Source organism: Chryseobacterium sp. ZHDP1 (assembly GCF_018603435.1).
Taxonomy (GTDB): domain Bacteria; phylum Bacteroidota; class Bacteroidia; order Flavobacteriales; family Weeksellaceae; genus Chryseobacterium; species Chryseobacterium indicum.
In genome coordinates, this window is sequence record NZ_CP075682.1 from 2,952,560 (window position 1) to 2,973,966 (window position 21,407).

Sequence of the window (21,407 nt, forward strand, 5' to 3'; positions counted from 1 at the left end):
TATTTCCTCACAATAAAAATATATTTTTAGTTGAAGTCAATCAATTCGCTTAAAAATCATAAAAAAATTGATGAAAAGTTTCCCTTTTATAAAACAACTAGATAGCCAGGATTGTGGTTTAGCTTGCCTTAAAATGGTTAGCAAATATTATGGTGTTTTGCTATCTGACTCTGTTTTTTCAGAAAGTAACATTTCCAAAAGAGGGATTACCATATCTGATCTCAAATATACCTCCGAAGAATTAGGCTTCGATGCCTTACCAGTAAAGTTAAGTTATGAAGAAGCATTATCAAATATTAATGTTCCTTCTGTCTTTTTCTGGAATCAGAATCATTTTATTGTTGTTTATAAAATGACTCCAAAAAAAGTATACGTAGCAGATCCCGCCTTTGGAAAAACTGTTTACACCAAAGAACAATTCTTAAAAGGCTGGACTCAGGAAAAAGAAAAAGGAATTATATTAATTCTCGAACCTACAGAAAATCTGCATGAAAAATCCGATGAGCACAAAAAAAATACATCCAGAAATCTTCAGTATATAACTCAATATATTAAAAAGCATAAAACTCAATTTTTACTAATTGCCATTACTCTTTTAGTTTCATCATGTATTGAGCTTATATTTCCATTTTTCACACAAAAAATTTTAGATAAAGGAGTCGCTTTAAAACAAGTTAATCTAATCTATCTAATTTTGGCTGCACAAATTGGGCTTTTTATAAGCAGAGTAGTGTTAGAATATTATCGATCTTGGTTATTCATTCATATTAGTAGCAGAATAAGCTTATCGATTATCTCAGATTTTTTAGCAAAGCTAATGAGGCTCCCTTTGAAATTTTTCAATAGTAAAAACACAGGAGATCTTTTACAAAGAATACAGGATCATAAAAGAATTGAAGAGTTTCTTTCTCAGGATCTTATCCAGACCGTTTTTTCATTTTTCAGCATTATCATTTACTCTGCAGTATTACTCTATTTTAATTCAACAATATTTATTATTGTATTGATAGGAACTTCGCTAGAGTTGACTTGGATTTTTAATTTTTTTAAAAAAATAAAAATATTAGATCAGAAAACGTTCTCTCTACAATCTACCGATCAAAATAAAATCTATGAGATTATTAATTCGATGCAGGAGATTAAATTAAATAACCTTGAAGAATATAAACGCCAAGAATGGAGTTTAATACAATCTAATATCTATTTAAATAATATTGAGAAGCTTAAAGTAAATCAAAAATATGAAAGTTATAAATTTATTAACTTCTTTCAGAATATATTGGTTGTTTTTACATCTTCTTTAGCAGTCATGAACGGACAAATGACAGTAGGAACCATGCTTTCAATCGTCTATATTATTGGAGGAATGAATAATCCTATTTCACAACTTATCACTTTCTTTCTGCGCTATCACTTAGTGAAAATAAGTTTTGAGAGACTCAATGAAATTCATAATAAGGAAGATGAAGAAAACATTAGTCAGATAGGCTATTTAGAGCGAATTTTTGATATATCCCTAAAAAATGTGAGTTTTTCATACGACAACTCTCATTTTATTTTAAATGATATTGACTTAATTATTCCAAAGGGAAAAACAACAGCAATTGTAGGAGCTAGCGGAAGCGGAAAAACCTCACTTTTAAAACTGATTTTAAAGTTTTACACTCCGCAAATGGGGAAAATATCCTTGGAAGAAATTTCTCTGAAAGAAATTGAAAATGTAGTATGGAGAGAAAAGTGCGGGGTTATTCTTCAGGATAGTCATATTTTTTCAGATACAGTTGCTTATAATATTGCCTTGGAGAAAAACCCTGATCAAAGCAAATTAAATACAGCTGTTGCTTTATCTAATATTTCGGATTTTATTGATATGCTACCTTTAAAAATCGATACTATAATAGGCTCAGAAGGAGTCGGTCTGAGTCAGGGACAAAAACAAAGAATTCTTATTGCAAGAGCAATATATAAAAATCCCGATTATCTATTCTTTGATGAAGCCACCAATTCTCTTGATGCTAAAAATGAGAGAATAATTGTTCAGAATATTGATAATTTTTTCAAACATAAAACAATGATTGTAGTGGCGCATAGACTTTCTACTGTAAAAAATGCGGATCAGATAATTGTTCTAGATAGTGGAAGAATTGTTGAACAAGGAAATCATGATCAACTTATACAGATAAGAGGAAAATATTTTGAACTAATACAAAATCAATTAGAGTTAGGATTATAGAGATGAAAAATGAGAAAAATCTAATGGATAAAATTCCATCCCATTTTACACTTTTAGGAGTTATAATAATACTTTTAAGTATTATTGCTCTCTATTTCGCAGCTAAAGTTTTGTTTTTTTAATTAATTGCCAGAATAAATACTTTTGCTTAAAAATTACTACATTTAGAACCAAAATAATCTTAAATAATGGTTCTCAGCAGAATTTGGTCGGCATTCATTATCATTGCCATTGCCATTGCAGGTATAAAATACGTTTCATCAGGCAACTACAAAACTATTTTCAATGATATGGTTGTAGGTAAAGGCGGTGATACCGTACAGATTGCCACTCAGAAAATGAATGCACTCTCTCCTATTGTGCGGGACAATCTCATGAAAAAAAATGATTTTGCGGACAGTAGAATTCACTACAAAACAGATTCTTTAAGGCAGGATGTAAAAGTGTACCGTGTTCAGGAATCGGATGGGGTAATCGGAACTTCTGAAACAGCAGTGAAGATCTGTCTCGGACTTATCGGAATTATGACTTTATTTATGGGGTTCATGAGCATTGCGGAAAAAGCAGGCGGAATCAATCTTTTAAGCCGGTTAATTCAGCCTTTTTTCTCAAAATTATTCCCCGACATTCCTAAAAATCACCCCGCTTTCGGACATATGCTGATGAATTTCAGTGCCAATCTTCTTGGTCTGGATAATGCAGCCACTCCTTTTGGTCTCAAAGCGATGGAAAGTTTGCAGACTTTAAATCCGAATAAAGACACGGCAAGTAACTCCCAGATCATGTTCCTTTGTCTTCATGCAGGAGGCATGACTTTAATTCCGGTTTCCATCATTGCAATCCGCGCTTCAATGGGCTCAAAAACGCCAACGGATATTTTTCTTCCGTGCATGATTGCTACATTTGCAGCAACTTTAGCTGCAATGATCGTCGTTTCTTTATATCAGAAAATCAACCTTTTAAAACCTGTAGTTCTTGGCTACGTTGGCGGAATTTCTGCAATAATAGCACTGCTGGTTTTATACCTTACTCAATTAGGCAAGGATGAACTGGATGATTTCAGCAAAGTATTAAGCAACGGTTTAATTCTTTTCATATTTTTAGCCATTGTTCTTGGTGCTGTTTATAAAAAAATTAATGTTTTTGATGCTTTCATTGAAGGTGCCAGAGAAGGTTTTACAACGTGTGTAAAGATTATTCCTTATTTGGTCGGAATGCTTATTGCCATTTCATTGCTGCGAACTTCCGGAGTATTTGACGTGATTATCGACGGGATGAAATGGGTTGCCTATTCTGCAAACTTAGATTCAAGATTTGTAGACGGACTTCCAACCGCTTTAATCAAACCTTTGTCCGGATCAGGAGCAAGAGGAATGATGGTTGATACCATGACAACTTTCGGCGCAGATAGTTTTCAGGGAAAATTGGCAGCTGTTCTTCAGGGAAGCTCAGATACGACGTTTTATGTCATTGCTGTTTATTTTGGAGCAGTAGCCGTAAAAAATACAAGATACACAGTAATTGCTATGCTTCTAGCTGATTTGGTGGGGATTATTACTTCCATCATATTGGCTTATCTGTTTTTTGCATAATTATGAGTAATCACAATCGAAATATTTTTGAAAAATCGACTGAGTTAATCGGTGGATTACAAATATTTTTGTCTCCGTTTTTGATTGGAGCAGCTATTTCGGCGATAATATACTTTTCCAATCCTAATAATTTCACCCTCGTTATTGCGATTGTAATTCTTCTTTTAGCCACTGGTATCGGTATAAAATTAGCTACTAAGATTTATCGAAGTAAAGAAGGAACGATCAATTTTATATCTAAAACAGACTCAACCCCGGAAATTGATAACTTTTTAAATAAAGAAAAAAATGATCACAGATAAAGAATTCACCCTACGATTAATACGCCAGTTAACTCAGGCATTAGAAAAGCTGATTTTGGATAAACCTGAAGAAAGCTTAATGCAGAAAGAGCTTGATTTTGAATCTTTAATGAAAGATATTTTCAAGTTTGATTTTACAACGCTTTCATCAAAACCGAAAGAGGAAATCATAGAAATTGTTAATGAAAGACAGGAAAGAGACCATAAAGATTACTATGAAATGTTAGGAAACCTTTTCTATTTTAACGGAAAACAATCTGATAACAAAGATTTTTTAGATAAAGCAAAAACATTCTATGAACTGTATCTCCAAACCAGCGGAATATTTGCACTTCCGGTTATTAACAGAATTACAGAAATAAAAAAAGCACTTGAGTAAAGTGCTTCTGTATTTTAAAAAGTAATTTTATACGTTCCGGTGGAAGAAACACTCGCTTTTTCTGCTTTTACATATTTCTTAACCCACGATATCGCATTCGAACTGATACATGGATCCGAAGTTCCGCCCGATCTTCTCGCCGAAACTACATTTCCTGCTTTATCTACGGTGTAAGCAATGGTAATCGTTCCGCTTGCCGTACAGCTATTTGCAGGCTGCGATCCGCCTCTTCCCATCGTTCCGGGGATGAATCCTACCAGTTTTCTGTCGATTCCTACTTTGCTGTCACCATTTCCGTCTCCGCCTAAAGGATCTCCTGCATTTCCGATTCCGTTTCCGTCGCCTTGGCTTCCTGCTTTTGTTCCGCGTCCTCTGATTAGATTTCCAATAGCAGCGTTTCCTTTGCCGTCTCCATTTCCTATCTTGGAATTTGCGGTTGTGGCACCGGATTTTTTAGTGTTTTTGGCTGCAGAGGTACCTGTGGAAGTCTTTTTAGTTTCTGCTTTGGATTCCTCTTTTTTCGGAACAGAAGTTTTGGTATTGTTTCCGGTTATGACTTTTTCTTTCGCTTCTGTTTTTTTGGTTTCAGGCTGCGGATCAGGCTGTATAACGGTCTTGGTTTCAGGCACAGTGGTTTCTGCGGGTTCAGGAGTGACTTCTTCTGTCGCAGCAGCAAGGCTTCCCGGCTGATCTGCCGGTTCTTCTATCCCGTTTCCGTTTCTGTTGTCTCCAAAATTCACCAGCATGGTTGTAATAACTTCTGGCTGTTCATCCAGTTCCGGTTTCAGTTTATACAGAAAAACAAATAAGAGAATGGCAGACCAGATGAGAATAGAAAGCACGGCGCTTTTTATTCTGTCTTTGTTTTGCTCATTTTTATTGATACTATGACTTCTCATTTTAAAAGATCCTGCTTCCTGAAGAGTTATTTATCTTTAACGGTTGCAATGGCAATATTGAATTTATTTTTCTCTGCAATTTCCATTACAAAAACCACATCTTTATGAAGGGTATTTTCGTCCGCTCTTATGGTGAAAGATTTATTCGCCTGACCCGTTAATTTATTGACAATGGTCTGTTCCAATTCGCCTCTGTTCACAGGATTATCATCCACAAAATAAGACCCGTCCGGTTTTACGCTCACCACCAAAGGATTCGGAATATTGTCTGCTGCGGTATCTGCTTTTGGCAATTTCACATCGATCGCACTTTGGTTGGCTGCCGAAGAAGTTACCATAAAGAAGATCAGCATCAGCAAGATAACATCTGTCATTGCTGCTAAACTGAATTCCGGGTTTGCTTTATTTCTTCTCTGAATTTTCATCTGTTGATTCTGATTTTATGTTTGTCAGATGGAACCTTTCGGTTTCATAAGAAAAAATTATAACGGTTTATTGATAAGATCTAAAAATTCGCCGGACATGTTTTGCGCTTTCAGTACAAATTTATCAATTCGTGTTAATAATAAATTGTAAAAAAAGTTTGCCGGAATTGCCACGGCAAGACCTACTGCCGTTTGTCCCAATGCTGTATAAATACCTTCAGATAAAGTTTTCGGAGAGAAAGATCCTGTTGCATGAGATAAATTAAAGAAAGCGATGATCATCCCGATTACCGTTCCCAATAATCCCAACATCGGAGCAATACTTGGAACTACCGCCAAAAGATTCAGGTTCTTTTCCATATTGGCAACCTCAACCTGAGCCTGAGATTCCATCGCACTTACGATATCAGAGACAGGGCGTCCCAGTCTGGAAATTCCTTTTTCTAAAATCCTTCCTTCCGGAGAATTCTGTCTCTTGCAATAATCCGCAGCAGATTCAATTTTACCTTCTTTAATAAAATCTTCAATGTTATCCATGAAATTGGCATCTGTTTTTGAGGTTAATCTTTTAATAAAGAAAAAACGCTCAAAGAAAAGATACACGGAAAAAACACCGAGCAGCAACACGGTTACCATCACTATTTTAGCGAAAGCTCCTCCGTGAAACATGATTTTCCAAAATGAGAATTCTAAATCGTCTGCCGCAACTGCAGGTGCAGCAACCTGGGCAAATAAAATCTGAGTAAGTTCCGTTAACAGCATTAAAGTGTATTTTTATAAAGGTTGTAACGACAAAAGTAATGGAATATTATGAATTGAACTCTTAAAAATTGCTTAAAAACAACTTAAAGTTTATTATTTTCATAAACAGCAAATTTCTTTCCAAAAATGATTTGAAAAGAAATCTGATATAAAAACGGGGGATAAAGAAAGATAATTAATCTTCGTCTACCTCAATTTCTTCCTGCTTAAATTCACATTTCAGCCTGAAAGGAATGGGCGTTTCTGATCCGGTGTAGAAATCATCAATGGTTCCTTTCCAGATTACCTGAAGCTCTCCTTCTTCATTTTTCTCAAACTGAAGCTCGTTATCGTAAATAAAAGCCTCTTCGTCATCAAAAAGGTCTACTTCCGTATAAGTATCTTCATCAGAATCATTAATGGTGATGGTTTTTCCCTCTATTTCAGCAGAATCAATAGGAAAATCGAACACTTCAAGAGAAAGCTGTGGAAAGTTATACTGTAATGAATCATCCTCTACATGATCCAGACTGTCATCCGTAATAATTTCAACCTCTAGGAAATGTTGTTGGTTGCTGTAGACCGCCTTGCAATAAGTATTTCTGATATTGTACTTTAGCGTTTCGTCCGGATGGTAAATTTTTAAAATCCCTTTCATTATTTCTTAAAAAAAAGAGCGGTAATAATATGATTGTTAAACGTTTTCAACAAAGATAAAAAATAGATTGAACGTGAAAAATTTTTTGAAAAGTATTTTTTAAAAATCTGTTTTAAATTTAATGTAAAGAGACTTTAAAATTTAAAGTTTATAAAAAAGTGCCGCCTTTTGATAACGATACTTCTGTAAAAAATTATTATTGAAGAAGGTTATTCAATTTTTTCGGTTTTATTTTGAAGCTTATTCATCCTTGTGTTGCCTGATGAGCCTGCAGATCTTTCAAATTTCAGTTCAGAACCATTCCAGTGGACAGGTTTTCCTTTCGAGGAAGTATCAGCTTCATTGTGAAGTACGGAGGTCATATTTTCGTCATAGTCCTTCGCCAGAATTTCTTTTGGAACCGGAACATTTTCAAGACCTTTTCTTGTTCCTACAGCAATATAGGAGAATTTTACCTGACTGTTGTCATCCGTTTTAACACTGAATCCTGTTTTTGAAGGTTCCTGCTCAAGATAAATCGAAGAACTTTTCCCGATCGGAGTAATTGTTACCACGACAGAATTTTCGGCTACCAGATCGGAGAATTTTTTGTCGAATGACACACTCACTCTGCCACTGGCATCAACAGCTGCGGTTCCTCTTGTGTAAATGTCCGCTGTTGTAGATGTCGGAACATAGGTAGTAACTCTTTCTGCACTTCCTTCCACTGTGCTTACGTTAGCGATTATATTATTTGTGTAAGTAGCTCCGTCAACATACATTCCGTAACGGCTTCCGCTTGCATTAATCCCGTAAACATTTCCTCTGAAAGCTGCTCCCATGAGATCACCAACTCCCATTACGCCGAATCCTGAAGCATCAGAACCTGCAAATCTTCCGGTTCCGGTAGACATGGCAGCATTTCCGTAAACTCCTGCATTAGCCGATGCTGAAGTTCGGTATCCCAATATTCCAAAAGTACCTGAAACCTGCGAGTTCCCCAATACTCCACCGGATCTGTCAACTGCTGCTGCACTTGAAACAGAAAGCACTTCTCCTAAAACACCGAATATATAGGTATCTGTAGCTGCAGTAGTTGTTGCATTACCCATGGAACCATAAAGCGTTGCGTGTGCTAAAGTAGTCGCTGCAGAACTTGGTCCGGAATAGCCACCCCCTGCATTATTTCCTGCCGCACTTCCAATTATTCTATCCCCCCAAACCATTGATCTTCTTGTAGAAACAGATGTAGAAGCATCAGATCCGGCGGCATCAGCGCTGGCATAAACTCCACTTCCTGCGCCGCTATGCAAGACAAAAACACCTGTATTATTATTTGCTGTATTACTATTCTGAACTCTGAAACCTTCTCCTGTTCCCGTCTGATTAATAAACCCTCCAACTGCAGGATTACCGGAAGCCATTGTAATATTTAATCCTCTTGAATTCGCAGCTGTTCCATTTTGATTAATTACCAATGCCCTGTCCAAAGTAGCGGAACTCATATCAATATAAAATCCTTTGGATCCTGTGCCGGATAAGCTTCCCGTATCTGCGGCACTGCTGGACTGACTTATAATTGCCGCGGGCTGATTGGTTGTGCCTGATTCCGAAATATGAATTTTTGCCGAAGGAGTTGCTGTCCCGAACCCTGAGTTTCCGTTATTAAGGAGAGACATTCCGCTTCCGGCAACATTACTCGGCTGAAATCTCGCAAAAATACCGCCCGCCGCAGAAGGTGCCGCATTGTTGATGATTCTTACCAATCCATTGGTTGAGTTCAACGAAGTACTTGCGGAAGTTATATCCAGCAAAGTTCCTGTGGTTAAAGCATTTGCTCTTAATGTGAGAGGAACCTGGGTAGTTGCTGTAGTCCAATCCCACGTCTGGGCAAAGTTTTTACTGTCGATAGAATTATTTGCAGTTCCGTCAATAAGACCGGAAATCGGCACTTTTGCGGCTGTACCAAAATTGTTAAGAGCCACCCATTTTGTTAATCCGAAATTATAATAATAAAATCCCGGAGCTGTAAGATCAATGGTACTTGCCGTAAGACTGGATGCTGCGCTCGTTGCATAAATGATCATAGAATTTTGGGCACTTCCCAAAAGATTCTCCATGTTTTTAATCTGGTCTCCCGTTAATCTTGGAATTAAAATACCTTCAGGTCTTGTCCCGCTGGTTTTTGCAATAATATCAAAAGTTGTATTGGGCGAAGCTGAATTTATACCAATCTGGGCATACACTGTTGAGACTCCTGTTAAAGCAATCACGAGGTTAATTAGTTTTTTATTCATATCTCTTTGAATTATTTATTCCCATGAAATTAATCAATTATCAATATATTTTGCAACAATTTTAATCATTCATTAATGAATTATCAATATAGAAAAAATTAATAACACAAGAAATACAACATAAATAATTCAATTTTCATAATAAAAAATCAATATAATATATTTTTTACATGAAAAATAACAAAACATAATTCATATAATTTAACATCTATATTTAAAATTTCAAAATTCAAAATCGATAATGTTACTTTTTTACATTAAAACCCGTTTAGTTGGTTAATTTCATTTTTATAGTCTTAATTTTCTCACAGAGAAATTTTACATTGATATAATATTTATTTTTGTCCATTAAAGATTATGAAATGAAAAACATCATCTCAAAAACAATTGTAGGAGCCGGTTTAATTTTAAGTCTGGCATCGTGTAAGAAAACAGATTCTCCTTTAACGAAAGTCACTCCATCTAATTTGGACACCATCGCTTCCAATTATTATGAGCAATATTTAAAACTTTATCCTTTGGACGCTACTTCTCAGGGGGACCTGCGGTACAACGATCAGCTTCCGATTAATATTGATAAAGATTTTATATCCGGAGAGGTTGCCTTTTACCGTTCTGTGGAAAAGCAGCTGGAAAATGTAGATTATAAAAACCTTTCGGATGATGATAAGGTTGTGTATGATGTACTCAACTTTACGCTAAAAGACAAAATTGAAGCTTACAATTATCATCCGGAATACATTCCTTTTACTCAGTTTGGCGGTCTTCCGCTAAATTTCCCTTTGTTTGGAAGCGGTGAAGGAAGCCAGCCTTTTAAAACAGAAAAAGATTACACCGACTGGCTGAAAAGAATGGAAAAATTTCCGGAATGGATGAACGCCGCCACTGAAAATTTCCGCGAAGGCATTAATAATAAAATGGTTTTGCCTAAAAAACTGGTGGTAAAGATGATTCCTCAGATGAGAGCAGAAGAAATTACAACAACCGATCTTGATAAAAATATTTTCTACGGACCGATCAGAAAATTTCCGAAAAATTTCACAAACGAACAGAAAGAAAAGTTCTCAAAGCTTTATCAGGATGCCATTGTACAGAAAATTATTCCTGCATATACAAAAATGGGTGACTTTTTAGAAAAAGAATATTTACCAAAAGCAAGATTAACAGACGGCTACAACAGCTTACCCAACGGAAAGGAAATTTATCAATATTATGCAAAAAGCTGGACCACAACGGATAAAACACCTGAAGAAATTAATAAGACCGGACTTCAGCAGGTTGCCATGCTCCGCGCTGAAATGGAAAAAGTAAAACAGCAGGTTGGTTTTACGGGTACACTGGAAGAATTCATCAATTATGTAAAAACAGATCCGAAAGCAATGCCTTACAAGACTTCAAATGAAGTTTTGGCTGCATTCAACGGAATTTTAACGAAGATCACTCCAAAGCTGAAAACCATGTTCTCCGTAACGCCAAAAACGGGATTTGAGATCAGACAGACAGAAAAATTCAGGGAAGCAAGTGCAAGCGCAGAATATATACAGGGAACTCCTGACGGAAAAAGACCGGGAATATTTTACGTTCCGCTTCCAGATCCTTCAAAATTCAATGTGACCTCAGGAATGGAATCTTTGTTCTTACACGAGGCCATTCCGGGACATCATTATCAGGTTTCTTTACAGCAGGAAAATACCAAACTGCCAAAATTCATGAGATTCGGCTGGTTCGGAGCTTATGGTGAAGGATGGGCGCATTATTGCGAAACTTTAGGACCGGAATTCGGATTGTATACAGATCCTTATCAGAAGATGGGATATCTGAGCGACCAAATGCTGAGAGCGGTAAGACTGGTTGTAGACACGGGTCTCCACACCGGAAAAATGACCCGTGAAGAGGCGATTAAATATTTTTTAAGTAATATTTCCTATGACGAAGCGGGAGCAACAGCAGAAGTGGAACGATATATGGCAATGCCGGGACAGGCTTTAGGCTACAAAATCGGTTCGTTGAGAATCCGTGAGCTGAGAGAGAAATACCAGAAAGAACTGGGAAGTAAATTTAATTTAGCCAAATTCCATGATGAAGTTTTAAGTCAGGGCTGTCTTCCTTTAGATGTTCTGAACAGAAAAATGGAACTTTGGGCGAAAAAACAGAAATAATTTTTGCCGGGATCCCAAACAACTAAAATTGAATAATAAAAAAATACAACGAAAAAAGATGTTTACAGTAGAACAAATTGAATCTGCTCACAGCAAAGTAAAAACAGGAGCAGATTTTCCAAATTACATCAAAGAAATTAAGGAATTAGGCGTGAAATCTTTTGAAACATGGGTAAAAGACAGCCATACCGAATATTTTGGAGAACATGATTACGCCACAAAATCCCAGCCAAAATACACTGATCTTACGATTGAAAATACTGTGGATAAAGAAAAGTTTATTCAGCAGCTTAAAAGTCATCAGAAAGGAGAGACGGATTATATGAAATTCTGTGAAGATTGTGCAGAAACCGGTATTGAAAAATGGATCGTGGATCTCGAAAAGTACTCCTGCATTTATTATGACAAAAGTGGAAACAAAATCCTAACAGAAGAAATTCCTCATTAAAAAACTGAAGTCACAAATTAATTTTTGTGGCTTTTTGTTTAGTTTTATGTTTTAAAAACAAAACATGATAAAAGCATTTCTTTTTTTAATAGTTTCAGTTTTGGGATTGTGTTTTTTAAGCTGTAAATCTGAAAATAATAAAATTATACAGTCTGAAAAGATTACTGTTGATAAAAATTTAAGTAAAAACGATACATTCAGAATTCTCTCAAAATATCCTGAGCTTAAATTATTTAACAGTGAAAAAGTTGAAAGTGCAACAAGAACCGCTTATATTTCACAGATATCTAGTTTTTCTGATGGGTACTATCATACAAGATCAGTCAGTTTTGAAGATTATAAATGCAAAACTGAATACAAAGGAGACACCATCAATATCTGGCTTAATAATTATAACGGATATTTTGGAAACGGAGTTTTGGTAAAGATTTTTAATGATCAGTTTTTAATTCAAGATATTGACCCAAAAACATTAAAAGGAGAAATTAAATTTATCAATTCTCATCCGGTTTATCAGAAATTGGTTCTTAATAAGTACCCGTTTCAAAAAAATGACAGCATTTATGGATTTATAGACTATAAGACGACTATAGATTCATTAGTTGCAAAAAATTTCAAAGGATATTTTAGAACAAAAATTAAATAAGAAAAATTATGACAGTAAGTCTAACATCTCTATTCCTAAGGGATTTAAATAAACTGAAACAGGAGATTGAATCTTATGATGATGAAGCAAACCTCTGGAAAACAGAGGAGAAGATATCGAATTCTGCAGGGAATTTAACATTACATATTGTGGGAAATCTCAGCCATTTTGTGGGCGCTGTTTTGGGAAATTCCGGGTATGCAAGAAACAGGGAGCTTGAATTTTCATTAAAAGATGTTCCGAGAACGGAATTAGTTCAACAGATTGAAAAGACGATCGAAACGGTGACGATTACGCTTGAAAGGCTGTCTGATGAAGACCTCCAGAAGCAATATCCGCTTGAACCTTTGGGCTATGGAATGACGACGGAATATTTCCTGATCCATCTTTTCGGGCATCTGAGTTATCATCTGGGACAGATTAATTATCACCGGAGATTGCTGGATTGATTTGCTTCTTCATCTATTTAACCACCCCGTCAAAAATTCTTCCGAATTTTCGCCACCCCTCCAAAGGAGGGGAATTCAGGCTTCGGAAAAGACTGTTTATTTTTCGAACAGCATTTTGGTGATGAAATCTTTGGCTCCGTTTCCGCGTGCGGGAGAATATTCTCTTCCATAGAAAATAATCTGAAGATGAAGTTTATTCCAGACTTCTTCTTTCCAGAGTTTTTTGGCGTCTTTTTCGGTTTCTACTACGTTTTTTCCGGAAGTCAGTTTCCACTGCGTCATTAATCTGTGGATATGGGTATCTACCGGAAAAGCAGGAAATCCGAAACCCTGACTCATCACAACGGATGCGGTTTTATGACCAACTCCGGGAAGGGCTTCCAGTTCTTCGTAGGTTTGCGGCACTACTCCATTGTGTCTTTCCAGCAGCAGTTCTGCCATTCTTTTAAGGTTTTTGGCTTTGGTGTTGGCGAGTCCTATTTCTTTGATTAATTCTTTAATCTGACATTCCTCCAGCTTTGCCATTCTTTGTGGGGTTCCTGCCACCGCGAAAAGCTCAGGCGTTACCTGATTCACCTTTTTATCGGTTGTCTGTGCAGAAAGTGCAACAGCAACCATTAAAGTATAAGGATCGGTATGATCCAACGGAATGGGAACTTCAGGATATAATTTTTCTAATTCAGTCTGTACGAGTTCAGCTCTTTGCTTTTTTGTCATGGAAGCATTAAATTTGAACAAAAATAAATCATTATGTTGAAAGTCGGAGATAAATTACCTCAATTTGAAGGAACAAATCAGGATGGTGAAACGGTACATTCTGAAAATCTGATCGGTAAAAAACTTGTTGTTTTTTTCTATCCGAAAGCAAACACGCCGGGATGTACTGCTGAAGCATGTAATTTGAGAGACAATTATTCTGAACTGAAGAAACAGGGATTTGAATTGTTGGGGGTAAGTGCAGATCCTGTAAAAAATCAGAAAAAATTCAGTGAGAAATTTGAATTTCCTTTTGATATCATTGCCGATGAAACGCGTGATATTATTGAAAAATTTGGGGTTTGGCAGCTGAAAAAATTCATGGGAAAAGAATTTATGGGAATTGTAAGAACCACTTTTGTTTTTGATGAAAACGGAATCTGTACAGAAGTTATCGATAAGGTAAAAACGAAAGATCACGCTGCACAGATTTTGAAATAGTTTTTAAATAATATCTTTAATTTAATCGCAAAAGGCTCAAAAGAATAAAAATCAGAGATCTTTAAAAACTGTTGAATCTTTTTTGTGGCTTTTGCGATTAAATTAAAGTAAAAACGGCATAATACTGAAAAATAGTTGGTAGAATCCTATCAAAACCTCATTGTTAGGCTGCTTGGAGGAAGTTTTATGAAACGTGTTTCATAAAACTTTTTCTTTGTCTGAAAAATGGCAAAAAAACGTTGTTGGTCTTGTTCAAGCCTGGAGGTAATTCGTTGGGGAAAACAAGGGGGAAAGCAAAGATTTAAATGTAAAAATTGCGGGATTTTATTTACTCAAAACAGAACGGAGCAGAGAATTAAAAATCGTTTTATCTGGTTCAAAAAATGGGTATTGGAAAGGCAGACCTACAAAACGCTTTGCAGAGACAGCGGTTATTCGAAAGATACTTTGCAGAAAACATTTTATACCATTTTAGAGCAGTCTCCTACCTTAAAGATCATCAAACGGGAAAAGGTGAATTTAAGAATGGATGCAACTTATTTTGCTCAGTTCTGTTTAATTGCTTATCAGGATGATTTTGATGGATATACACAGCTTATCCGTTTTACCGATGGAGAACATTATGAAGAAATCAGGGAAGATTTAAACAATCTTTTACGGCTGGGCGTAAAGCTGGAAAGCATTACTACAGATGGACATAAAAGCGTTTTGAAAGCCATAAATAAATCTGATGGAGACATCATTACTCAGAGATGTCTGGTTCATATTCAGAGAATGTGCCTGATCTGGCTCACAAAGTTTCCTAAACACATTGCCGGTCAGGAACTTCGAAAACACGTTTTATTATTACTGAAAATTAAAACACAAAACGATAAAATCTGGTGGAAAAATGAACTCAACGACTGGTATTTGAGACATCAGGATTATATTAATGAAAAAACAATTAATCTTGAAACCGAAAGATACTGGTATACCCACAAGCTTATCAGACGATCGTATTTTACTATAAAACGGGCATTGCCCAATATGTTTCATTATCTGGAAAATCCCAATATTCCTAAAACAACCAATGGTATTGAGGGATATTTCAGCCATTTAAAAAATCATCTCGACCTGCACAGAGGTCTCACATTGAAAAACCGAATCAATTTCATCAAATGGTATATTTATTTTTCTAACGAAAAATAGAGTTTTTTTAGCCATAAGGTTCATCCGATAATAAACGAAAAGGTGAGGGAAACCTCACCTTAAAACTATCGTTTTGAACATTAATCCTATTGCTGAAAAGTTGATCTCCACCAGTGCTTTTGTCCTCTTCGGATTAACATCCATAATTTATTAAAATATATCCTGAATTTCACCAACTATTTTTCAGTACATTACCGTAAACTATCCTATTCTGTTTCGTAATACATCAGTTCTTCCGGATCGTTGGGAATGGTGACGAATTTTTGAAATTTTAACCCCAGCTTTTCAATTAATTTCTGAGAAGAAAAGTTGTCCTTTGTTGTAATGGCAGAAATCTTTTTCAATCCGAAATCATCCATTCCGACTGATTTTATCTTTAAAGCAGCTTCATAAGCGTACCCTTTTCCTTCAAATTCATCTAAAAGTGAAAAGCCGATGTCTACCACATCCAATCCTTCCCTTTCGAAAATTCCTACCCCTCCGATTTTATGATTTCCCTCTTTGGTAAGCATTAAATAATTTCCATAGCCTAATCTTGCCATCTGAGGAAGAAAGCGGTTTCTGATATAATCTTCCGCATCGGAAATGGTTTTCAGATTACGGTCCCCGATAAACTGAATGAATTTCGGACGGTTGTAAAGGTCCAGAATAAATTCCGCATCTTCCAAAGCCATCGGACGAAGAATCAGACGTTCTGTTTCGTAAAAATTATTTCCGTTTTGTGGATCTTGTGGGTTTCTTTTTAGGCTCATCTTTGGGTTCTTCTTTTTTCTCGATCTTCAGCAATCTTGGGTTATTGGTGCATTTTTTATTATAAAGCTCAATGTACGAACCGTTATCTTTAGCTTCCGTAATCGCTCCTGTTGATTTACTGATGGTTAAAGTAAAGTGTTTTTTCTGATACGGACATTCTGTTGAAGTGAGTTTTCCTAAATTCAGATAATAATTGGATTTATCTTCGTAATAATTCGCCGCAATATCTCTGAATTCCTCATCAATAATATAACCGTCTGTAGCCGCAGAAATGGCAGCATCCTGAATATCATCGGGTTTTCCCACAAAGTTTTTAAGCCCTTCGAGAGTGGTAACGTATTCTGTTTTTCCACCCGAAACATAAACAATGTAGTAAAATTCATCCTCTTCTGCAATTCCTATATTAAATCCTGACGCTGGGGAAACATAATCAATTGGCTCTCCGGACTGTTTCAGGATTTGATCTTTGCCATAACTTCTGTGAATCAAAAGCCAGGAAGTTGCTTTAACATTCGGAATAATATTCTGCAAAATATTGGAAACGTTCGAAAAATGCTTCTTTTCCTGCGCGTAAGAAAATGTTCCCAAAAACAAAAAACCGAATACCCAGAATTTTCTTATCAATTTTATCATAATTACAGAACGAGGAAAACATGGAATTATTTTACATGAATTTGTCTCCTTTCTTCAGGTTTTTAAGGTCTAAAACATAATCTTTTATCAGCTGATCATGATCTCTGGGACAGATTAAAAGAGCTTTATCGGTATCTACAATGATGTAATTTTCCAGTCCATCGATAACCACTGCTTTATTGTTATTCTTCATACGGATTACATTTCCTTTCGCATTGTAGGTAAGAATCGGCAGTTTAGAGGTTACTGCATTCAGATTCTCGTCTTTATCCGCATTTTCATAAACGGAGGTCCATGTTCCCAGATCGCTCCAGCCTAAATCTGCCGGAATTACATAAACATTCTGTGCTTTTTCTAAAATTCCGTTATCAATGGATATTTTCTGGACTTTAGGATAAATCAGTTCAATACAGCTTTTTTCACTGTCTGCATTATATTCGCAAGCCATAAAATGCTGTGTCATTTCCGGAAGATACATTCCAAAAGCATGATGAATACTTTTTACGCTCCAGATAAAAATCCCCGCATTCCAAAGGAAATCGCCGCTTTCCAGAAAGCTTTTGGCAATCTCAAGAATCGGTTTTTCCGTAAAGGTTTTTACTTTATAATAATCAGAATCATGCTTATCCACAAACTGAATGTATCCGTATCCCGTATCAGGTCTTGTAGGGGTAATTCCTAACGTAACGAGATATTCGTTCTTTGCAGCAATTTCAAAAGCCAGTTCTGCTTTTTTCAGAAAAGTTTCTTCTTTTAAAATTAAATGATCTGCAGGAAGCACAATCATAGTTGCCTCCGGATCTGCTTCTGCAATTTTATTCGCCATGTAAAGATTACACGGAGCCGTATTTTTAAGCAGAGGTTCTCCCACAATATTTTCCTGCGGAATTTCCGGCAATTGCTGATGCGAAAGCTCTACATATTCTTTATTCGTTATAACAAATATATTTTCATTAGGAATAATTCTGCTGATCCTGTCATAGGTCTGCTGAATCATGGTGCGTCCCACTCCTAAAATATCCTGAAACTGTTTCGGAAATTTCTGCGTACTCATAGGCCAGAATCTGCTTCCGATTCCACCTGCCATAATGACGCAATATCTGTTTGATTTTGACATTCTTATGTGTATTTTTCTACTCTCGCCAAAGGCTTGAAAGAATACTTTCTTCCTGTAGCCAAGTTCTTACAAAGATAGTTTTTTTTAATTAGACCTTCTAAAAGGTATTTTTCATTTCGGTAGATAAAGAAATCCCCTTTTTGAAGCGTTTCAATAAACACAAGCGTATCATCCTGTTTTTCAGCATGAAAATATTTTACCAGCTCCGGACTTGCCATAAAATTGGCTTTCGGAGATTTCGAAAATTTAACAATGACGGGTCTTAAATCTTCTTCATATACTTCAAGACTCTGCAAAAGCATCTGCCTGAACGTGTGTTTCCATTCGTTTCCGTGCGGAGAAATTCTTCTGCCATATTTTTCAAAAGCAATAAGATGCGCTAATTCATGGGTTAACACAAAGAAAAATAATTGTGGAACCAATGTGGAATTAATCGTAATCTCATGAGATTGATCCGGAAGTTTACGATAATCTCCCAGTTTGGAATTCCTGTTGCGTGTGACTTTTATATGAATATAATAGTCTGCAAACCATATCTTTAAATATTGAAGTGTATTTTGTGGTAAATATTTTTCTAATGACTGAATAGACATGTTACAAACTTAATGGAATTCCGGCATAGAAATTCAACAATTTAAGACTGAAAACATAATTATATTTTGCCTGCGCTACGGAACCCTGTGCATTGGCGTAGTTGTTTCTTGCAACATTCACGTCATAAATCGTAGATCTTCCCGCTGCATAACTTTTATCTGCAAATTCCAGCGCAAGTTTTGTACTTTTTTCAGCCTGAAGTGATGAAAGATATATTTCATAATTCGCATCCACATCAAACTGTGCTTTCTGAACGTTCTGTCTTACTGTCTGTTTCTGCTGTTCCAAAGTTACTTTGGCCAGACTTTCATTCAGTTTAGACTGTTCTACCTGAAGTTTTGTAATTCCTTTATTGAAGATCGGGATATTAACAGAAAGGGCTGCCTGCTGTCCGAAATTGTCTTTATATTGAGAAAAGAATCCCTGCTCTTTCACATAGAAAAGAGCGGAACCTACATTATCTGTATTTAAAAGGTTATTGTAGAAAGATCCTATTCCTGCACTTGCTGTAACAGTTGGCCAAAAAGCGGTTTTAGAAACTTCTGTCTGTGCTTCTGCGGCTTTTATTCTGCTTTCTGCAGCTTTTACCTGTGGCTGCGTTTCATAAGCTGTCGTTAAAACCTCATCTACTGATTTTAGCTGAGGAGCCAGTTGATCTGAAACATTTACATCTTCTACATCGAAATCTTTATATTCCTGAAGCTGTAAAAGCTGTGCTAAAGCAAACAAGCTTCTTCCTACATTAATTTCGGCTGTTTTCAGGTTTTGTTTTTCTCTTGCCAGTCCGGCTTCTGCTTCTGCTAAAACCGTTTGTGCTGTTGTTCCGATCTCCGTGGTAATTTTTGATCTGTCGTACTGCTTCTGAGCGTTTTCAACAGCTGCCTGAGAAATTTTTACAATTTCTTTATTCAGTAATGTTGTTAAATACTGCTGTGCAATCTGAAGAGAAATATCGTTTTTAATGGTTTCGATATCATATTGGCTGGCTTCAACATCAAATTCTGTTTTCCTGATGGTTTTTTCAAGCCTTCCGTTATTGTAAACCAAAATATCTGCGCCAAGATTTGCGCTGTTACTGAATCTGTCGTTTCTTAAACTTCCCGTACCAAAAGAAGTCTGCCCGAAACTCACCGTGTTCCCCACAGAACCGGAAACAGAGGGAAGATAATTTTTCTTTGCAATTTTAAGATTCAGATCCTGAGACTGTTTCGAATATTCATTTTGGATCACCTGAAGATTATGTTTGGTTGCATAATCCACACATTCTCTCAAAGACCATTTTTTCTGGGCATTTACAGCCAGACAAGATAATCCCAAAATAATAGTCAAAACCTTTTTCATACTCTATATATTTTTCCCTATTAGACGAAGTAAATATAAAAAAGTTACAGTTTTAATATTTCTTTTTAAAAAACTTTTGAGAATTTTGTATCATGACAAACGAACAGTATCAGGAAGCGGTAGAATGGCTTTTCGTTCAGGCTCCTAATTATCAGACAGACGGGCAGAAAGCTTACAAGCCGGGATTGGACAATATTATAAAACTTTGCGATTTTTTTGGAAATCCTCAGGAAAAAATAAAATGCATTCACATTGGCGGAACGAACGGCAAGGGTTCTTCCAGTAATATGCTTGCTTCTGTTCTGCAGCAATCGGGATATAAAATAGGTCTGTATAATTCTCCCCATCTCATTGATTTTACAGAGCGAATTAAAGTGAACGGAAAAAACTGCGACAAGGAATTTGTATTTAATTTCATCCGGAAACTGAAAAGTCTTCCTGACAATATTCGTCCTTCCTTTTTCGAATTTACCACGATCATGGCTTTCGAATATTTTTATCAGCAAAATGTAGATTTTGCGATTATAGAAGTCGGTTTAGGAGGCAGACTGGATTCTACCAATATCATTAAGCCATTGGTTTCAGCCATTACAAATGTACAGCTGGATCATCAGAATATTTTAGGAGATACCATTGAAGAAATTGCAGGAGAAAAAGCAGGAATCGTAAAAGCGGGAGTTCCTGTTATTTCCGGAGATGAAAACGAAGCCGTAAAAAATATTATTAAAAATAAAGCTGATGAAGAAAATGCGACTTTTGTTGATGCTTCCCTGCTAAGAACAGGTTTAAAATCTGATTTAAAAGGAAATTATCAAGAGAAAAACATTAAGGTCGTTTTATGTTTAATTGATGAATTAAGAAAATTAAATTACACCATTTCCGATGAAAATATTGAAAAAGGACTTCTTCATGTTCACCAAAACACAGGATTTATCGGTCGATGGTTCCAGTTTTCAGAAAATCCATTGACGATTTGCGACACAGGACACAATCAGGCAGGTCTGGAATATGTTTTTTCACAATTAAATTCCATCGATAAGCGCAAACATATTATTTTAGGCTTCGTGAATGACAAAAAAATAGACGACGTCATGAAAATTTTACCTGACAATTCTCAGTTTTATTTTGCAAAACCAGCCATCCATCGCGGAAGACACCCTGAAGATTATGAAAATTTACTGGTTGATGCGAAAATTTTTTACAAAATTTTCGATTCTGTACAACAGGCGTATCTTTCTGCAAAAGAGGAATGTACAAATGAAGAAATGATTTTTATCGGCGGAAGCAATTTTGTAGTGGGAGAATTTTTAGAAAAAAATTTGGAGATTTCTAAATAAGTCGTATATTTGCACCACTCTAATCGAGGAAACAACGATA

Annotated in this window: 22 protein-coding genes; 11 read left to right on the plus strand and 11 right to left on the minus strand. The window is 36.0% G+C overall.

What is annotated here, in order from left to right; all coding sequences use genetic code 11:
* The first annotated feature begins 70 nt into the window (after window positions 1–70).
* From KKI44_RS13345 to KKI44_RS13360, 4 genes are all read left to right on the plus strand, one after another.
* A complete protein-coding gene (locus tag KKI44_RS13345) occupies window positions 71–2,233 on the plus strand; it encodes a peptidase domain-containing ABC transporter (RefSeq protein ID WP_214587724.1) in 2,163 nt (720 codons plus the stop codon).
* A 188-nt stretch (window positions 2,234–2,421) separates the two neighbouring features.
* Complete coding sequence (locus tag KKI44_RS13350) at window positions 2,422–3,825, plus strand: nucleoside recognition domain-containing protein (protein WP_214587725.1); 1,404 nt, start codon at window positions 2,422–2,424, stop codon at window positions 3,823–3,825.
* 2 nt (window positions 3,826–3,827) lie between these two features.
* The gene (locus KKI44_RS13355; protein WP_214587726.1) at window positions 3,828–4,127 is read left to right on the plus strand and encodes a hypothetical protein; all 300 of its coding nucleotides are present in this window, start codon (window positions 3,828–3,830) and stop codon (window positions 4,125–4,127) included.
* Window positions 4,114–4,506, plus strand: a complete 393-nt coding sequence (locus tag KKI44_RS13360) for a hypothetical protein (protein WP_214587727.1) — start codon at window positions 4,114–4,116, stop codon at window positions 4,504–4,506. Before KKI44_RS13355 ends, KKI44_RS13360 begins: the two co-directional genes overlap by 14 nt.
* A gap of 14 nt (window positions 4,507–4,520) precedes the next feature.
* Here KKI44_RS13360 and KKI44_RS13365 read toward each other — a convergent pair whose 3' ends face one another.
* From KKI44_RS13365 to KKI44_RS13385, 5 genes are all read right to left on the minus strand, one after another.
* On the minus strand, window positions 4,521–5,405 hold the full coding sequence (locus tag KKI44_RS13365) for a ferric siderophore ABC transporter substrate-binding protein (RefSeq protein ID WP_214587728.1): 885 nt from the start codon (window positions 5,403–5,405) through the stop codon (window positions 4,521–4,523).
* Window positions 5,406–5,431: 26 nt separating this feature from the next.
* The gene (locus tag KKI44_RS13370) at window positions 5,432–5,830 is read right to left on the minus strand and encodes an ExbD/TolR family protein (RefSeq protein ID WP_214587729.1); all 399 of its coding nucleotides are present in this window, start codon (window positions 5,828–5,830) and stop codon (window positions 5,432–5,434) included.
* A 57-nt stretch (window positions 5,831–5,887) separates the two neighbouring features.
* Window positions 5,888–6,592 (minus strand): MotA/TolQ/ExbB proton channel family protein, encoded by a 705-nt coding sequence (locus KKI44_RS13375; RefSeq protein WP_214587730.1) that lies wholly within the window; start codon window positions 6,590–6,592, stop codon window positions 5,888–5,890.
* Window positions 6,593–6,767: 175 nt separating this feature from the next.
* The gene (locus tag KKI44_RS13380) at window positions 6,768–7,229 is read right to left on the minus strand and encodes a hypothetical protein (protein ID WP_214587731.1); all 462 of its coding nucleotides are present in this window, start codon (window positions 7,227–7,229) and stop codon (window positions 6,768–6,770) included.
* 209 nt (window positions 7,230–7,438) lie between these two features.
* Entirely contained in the window at window positions 7,439–9,505 is a 2,067-nt protein-coding gene (locus tag KKI44_RS13385) for a hypothetical protein (RefSeq protein ID WP_214587732.1), read from the minus strand.
* A 362-nt stretch (window positions 9,506–9,867) separates the two neighbouring features.
* On the opposite strand from KKI44_RS13385, the gene KKI44_RS13390 reads away from it, so the two are divergent.
* The 4 genes from KKI44_RS13390 to KKI44_RS13405 all read left to right on the plus strand — a co-directional run bounded on the left by KKI44_RS13390 (window position 9,868) and on the right by KKI44_RS13405 (window position 13,207).
* On the plus strand, window positions 9,868–11,664 hold the full coding sequence (locus KKI44_RS13390) for a DUF885 domain-containing protein (RefSeq protein WP_214587733.1): 1,797 nt from the start codon (window positions 9,868–9,870) through the stop codon (window positions 11,662–11,664).
* A 58-nt stretch (window positions 11,665–11,722) separates the two neighbouring features.
* Window positions 11,723–12,112: a DUF1398 domain-containing protein gene (locus KKI44_RS13395; RefSeq protein WP_214587734.1), complete on the plus strand. Its 390-nt coding sequence runs from the start codon at window positions 11,723–11,725 to the stop codon at window positions 12,110–12,112.
* Window positions 12,113–12,176: 64 nt separating this feature from the next.
* Window positions 12,177–12,758, plus strand: coding sequence for a hypothetical protein (locus tag KKI44_RS13400; RefSeq protein ID WP_214587735.1), 582 nt, complete (start codon window positions 12,177–12,179; stop codon window positions 12,756–12,758).
* 8 nt (window positions 12,759–12,766) lie between these two features.
* Complete coding sequence (locus KKI44_RS13405; RefSeq protein ID WP_214587736.1) at window positions 12,767–13,207, plus strand: DinB family protein; 441 nt, start codon at window positions 12,767–12,769, stop codon at window positions 13,205–13,207.
* A 96-nt stretch (window positions 13,208–13,303) separates the two neighbouring features.
* Here the strand turns inward: KKI44_RS13405 and KKI44_RS13410 are convergent, their stop codons facing one another.
* Window positions 13,304–13,924 (minus strand): endonuclease III domain-containing protein, encoded by a 621-nt coding sequence (locus KKI44_RS13410; RefSeq protein WP_214587737.1) that lies wholly within the window; start codon window positions 13,922–13,924, stop codon window positions 13,304–13,306.
* Window positions 13,925–13,957: 33 nt separating this feature from the next.
* On the opposite strand from KKI44_RS13410, the gene bcp reads away from it, so the two are divergent.
* Window positions 13,958–14,404, plus strand: a complete 447-nt coding sequence (gene bcp / locus KKI44_RS13415) for a thioredoxin-dependent thiol peroxidase (protein WP_214587738.1) — start codon at window positions 13,958–13,960, stop codon at window positions 14,402–14,404.
* Between the two features lie 225 nt (window positions 14,405–14,629).
* Window positions 14,630–15,592 (plus strand): transposase, encoded by a 963-nt coding sequence (locus KKI44_RS13420; RefSeq protein WP_250902065.1) that lies wholly within the window; start codon window positions 14,630–14,632, stop codon window positions 15,590–15,592.
* Window positions 15,593–15,798: 206 nt separating this feature from the next.
* Here the strand turns inward: KKI44_RS13420 and KKI44_RS13425 are convergent, their stop codons facing one another.
* Genes KKI44_RS13425 through KKI44_RS13445 form a run of 5 tightly spaced genes read right to left on the minus strand, consistent with a single transcriptional unit; the run spans window position 15,799 to window position 20,030 of the window.
* Entirely contained in the window at window positions 15,799–16,344 is a 546-nt protein-coding gene (locus KKI44_RS13425; RefSeq protein WP_214587739.1) for a GNAT family N-acetyltransferase, read from the minus strand.
* A complete protein-coding gene (locus tag KKI44_RS13430; RefSeq protein WP_214587740.1) occupies window positions 16,301–16,978 on the minus strand; it encodes a hypothetical protein in 678 nt (225 codons plus the stop codon). The genes KKI44_RS13425 and KKI44_RS13430 overlap by 44 nt, the downstream gene beginning before the upstream one ends.
* A 31-nt stretch (window positions 16,979–17,009) precedes the next feature.
* Entirely contained in the window at window positions 17,010–18,095 is a 1,086-nt protein-coding gene (locus KKI44_RS13435) for a mannose-1-phosphate guanylyltransferase (protein WP_250902066.1), read from the minus strand.
* A 2-nt stretch (window positions 18,096–18,097) separates the two neighbouring features.
* Window positions 18,098–18,688 (minus strand): SprT-like domain-containing protein, encoded by a 591-nt coding sequence (locus KKI44_RS13440; protein WP_214587741.1) that lies wholly within the window; start codon window positions 18,686–18,688, stop codon window positions 18,098–18,100.
* Window position 18,689: 1 nt separating this feature from the next.
* The gene (locus tag KKI44_RS13445; RefSeq protein ID WP_214587742.1) at window positions 18,690–20,030 is read right to left on the minus strand and encodes a TolC family protein; all 1,341 of its coding nucleotides are present in this window, start codon (window positions 20,028–20,030) and stop codon (window positions 18,690–18,692) included.
* A gap of 92 nt (window positions 20,031–20,122) precedes the next feature.
* On the opposite strand from KKI44_RS13445, the gene KKI44_RS13450 reads away from it, so the two are divergent.
* Window positions 20,123–21,367 carry a bifunctional folylpolyglutamate synthase/dihydrofolate synthase gene (locus KKI44_RS13450; RefSeq protein WP_214587743.1) on the plus strand — a complete coding sequence of 415 codons (1,245 nt, stop codon included), beginning with the start codon at window positions 20,123–20,125 and terminating at the stop codon, window positions 21,365–21,367.
* Window positions 21,368–21,407: the final 40 nt, after the last annotated feature.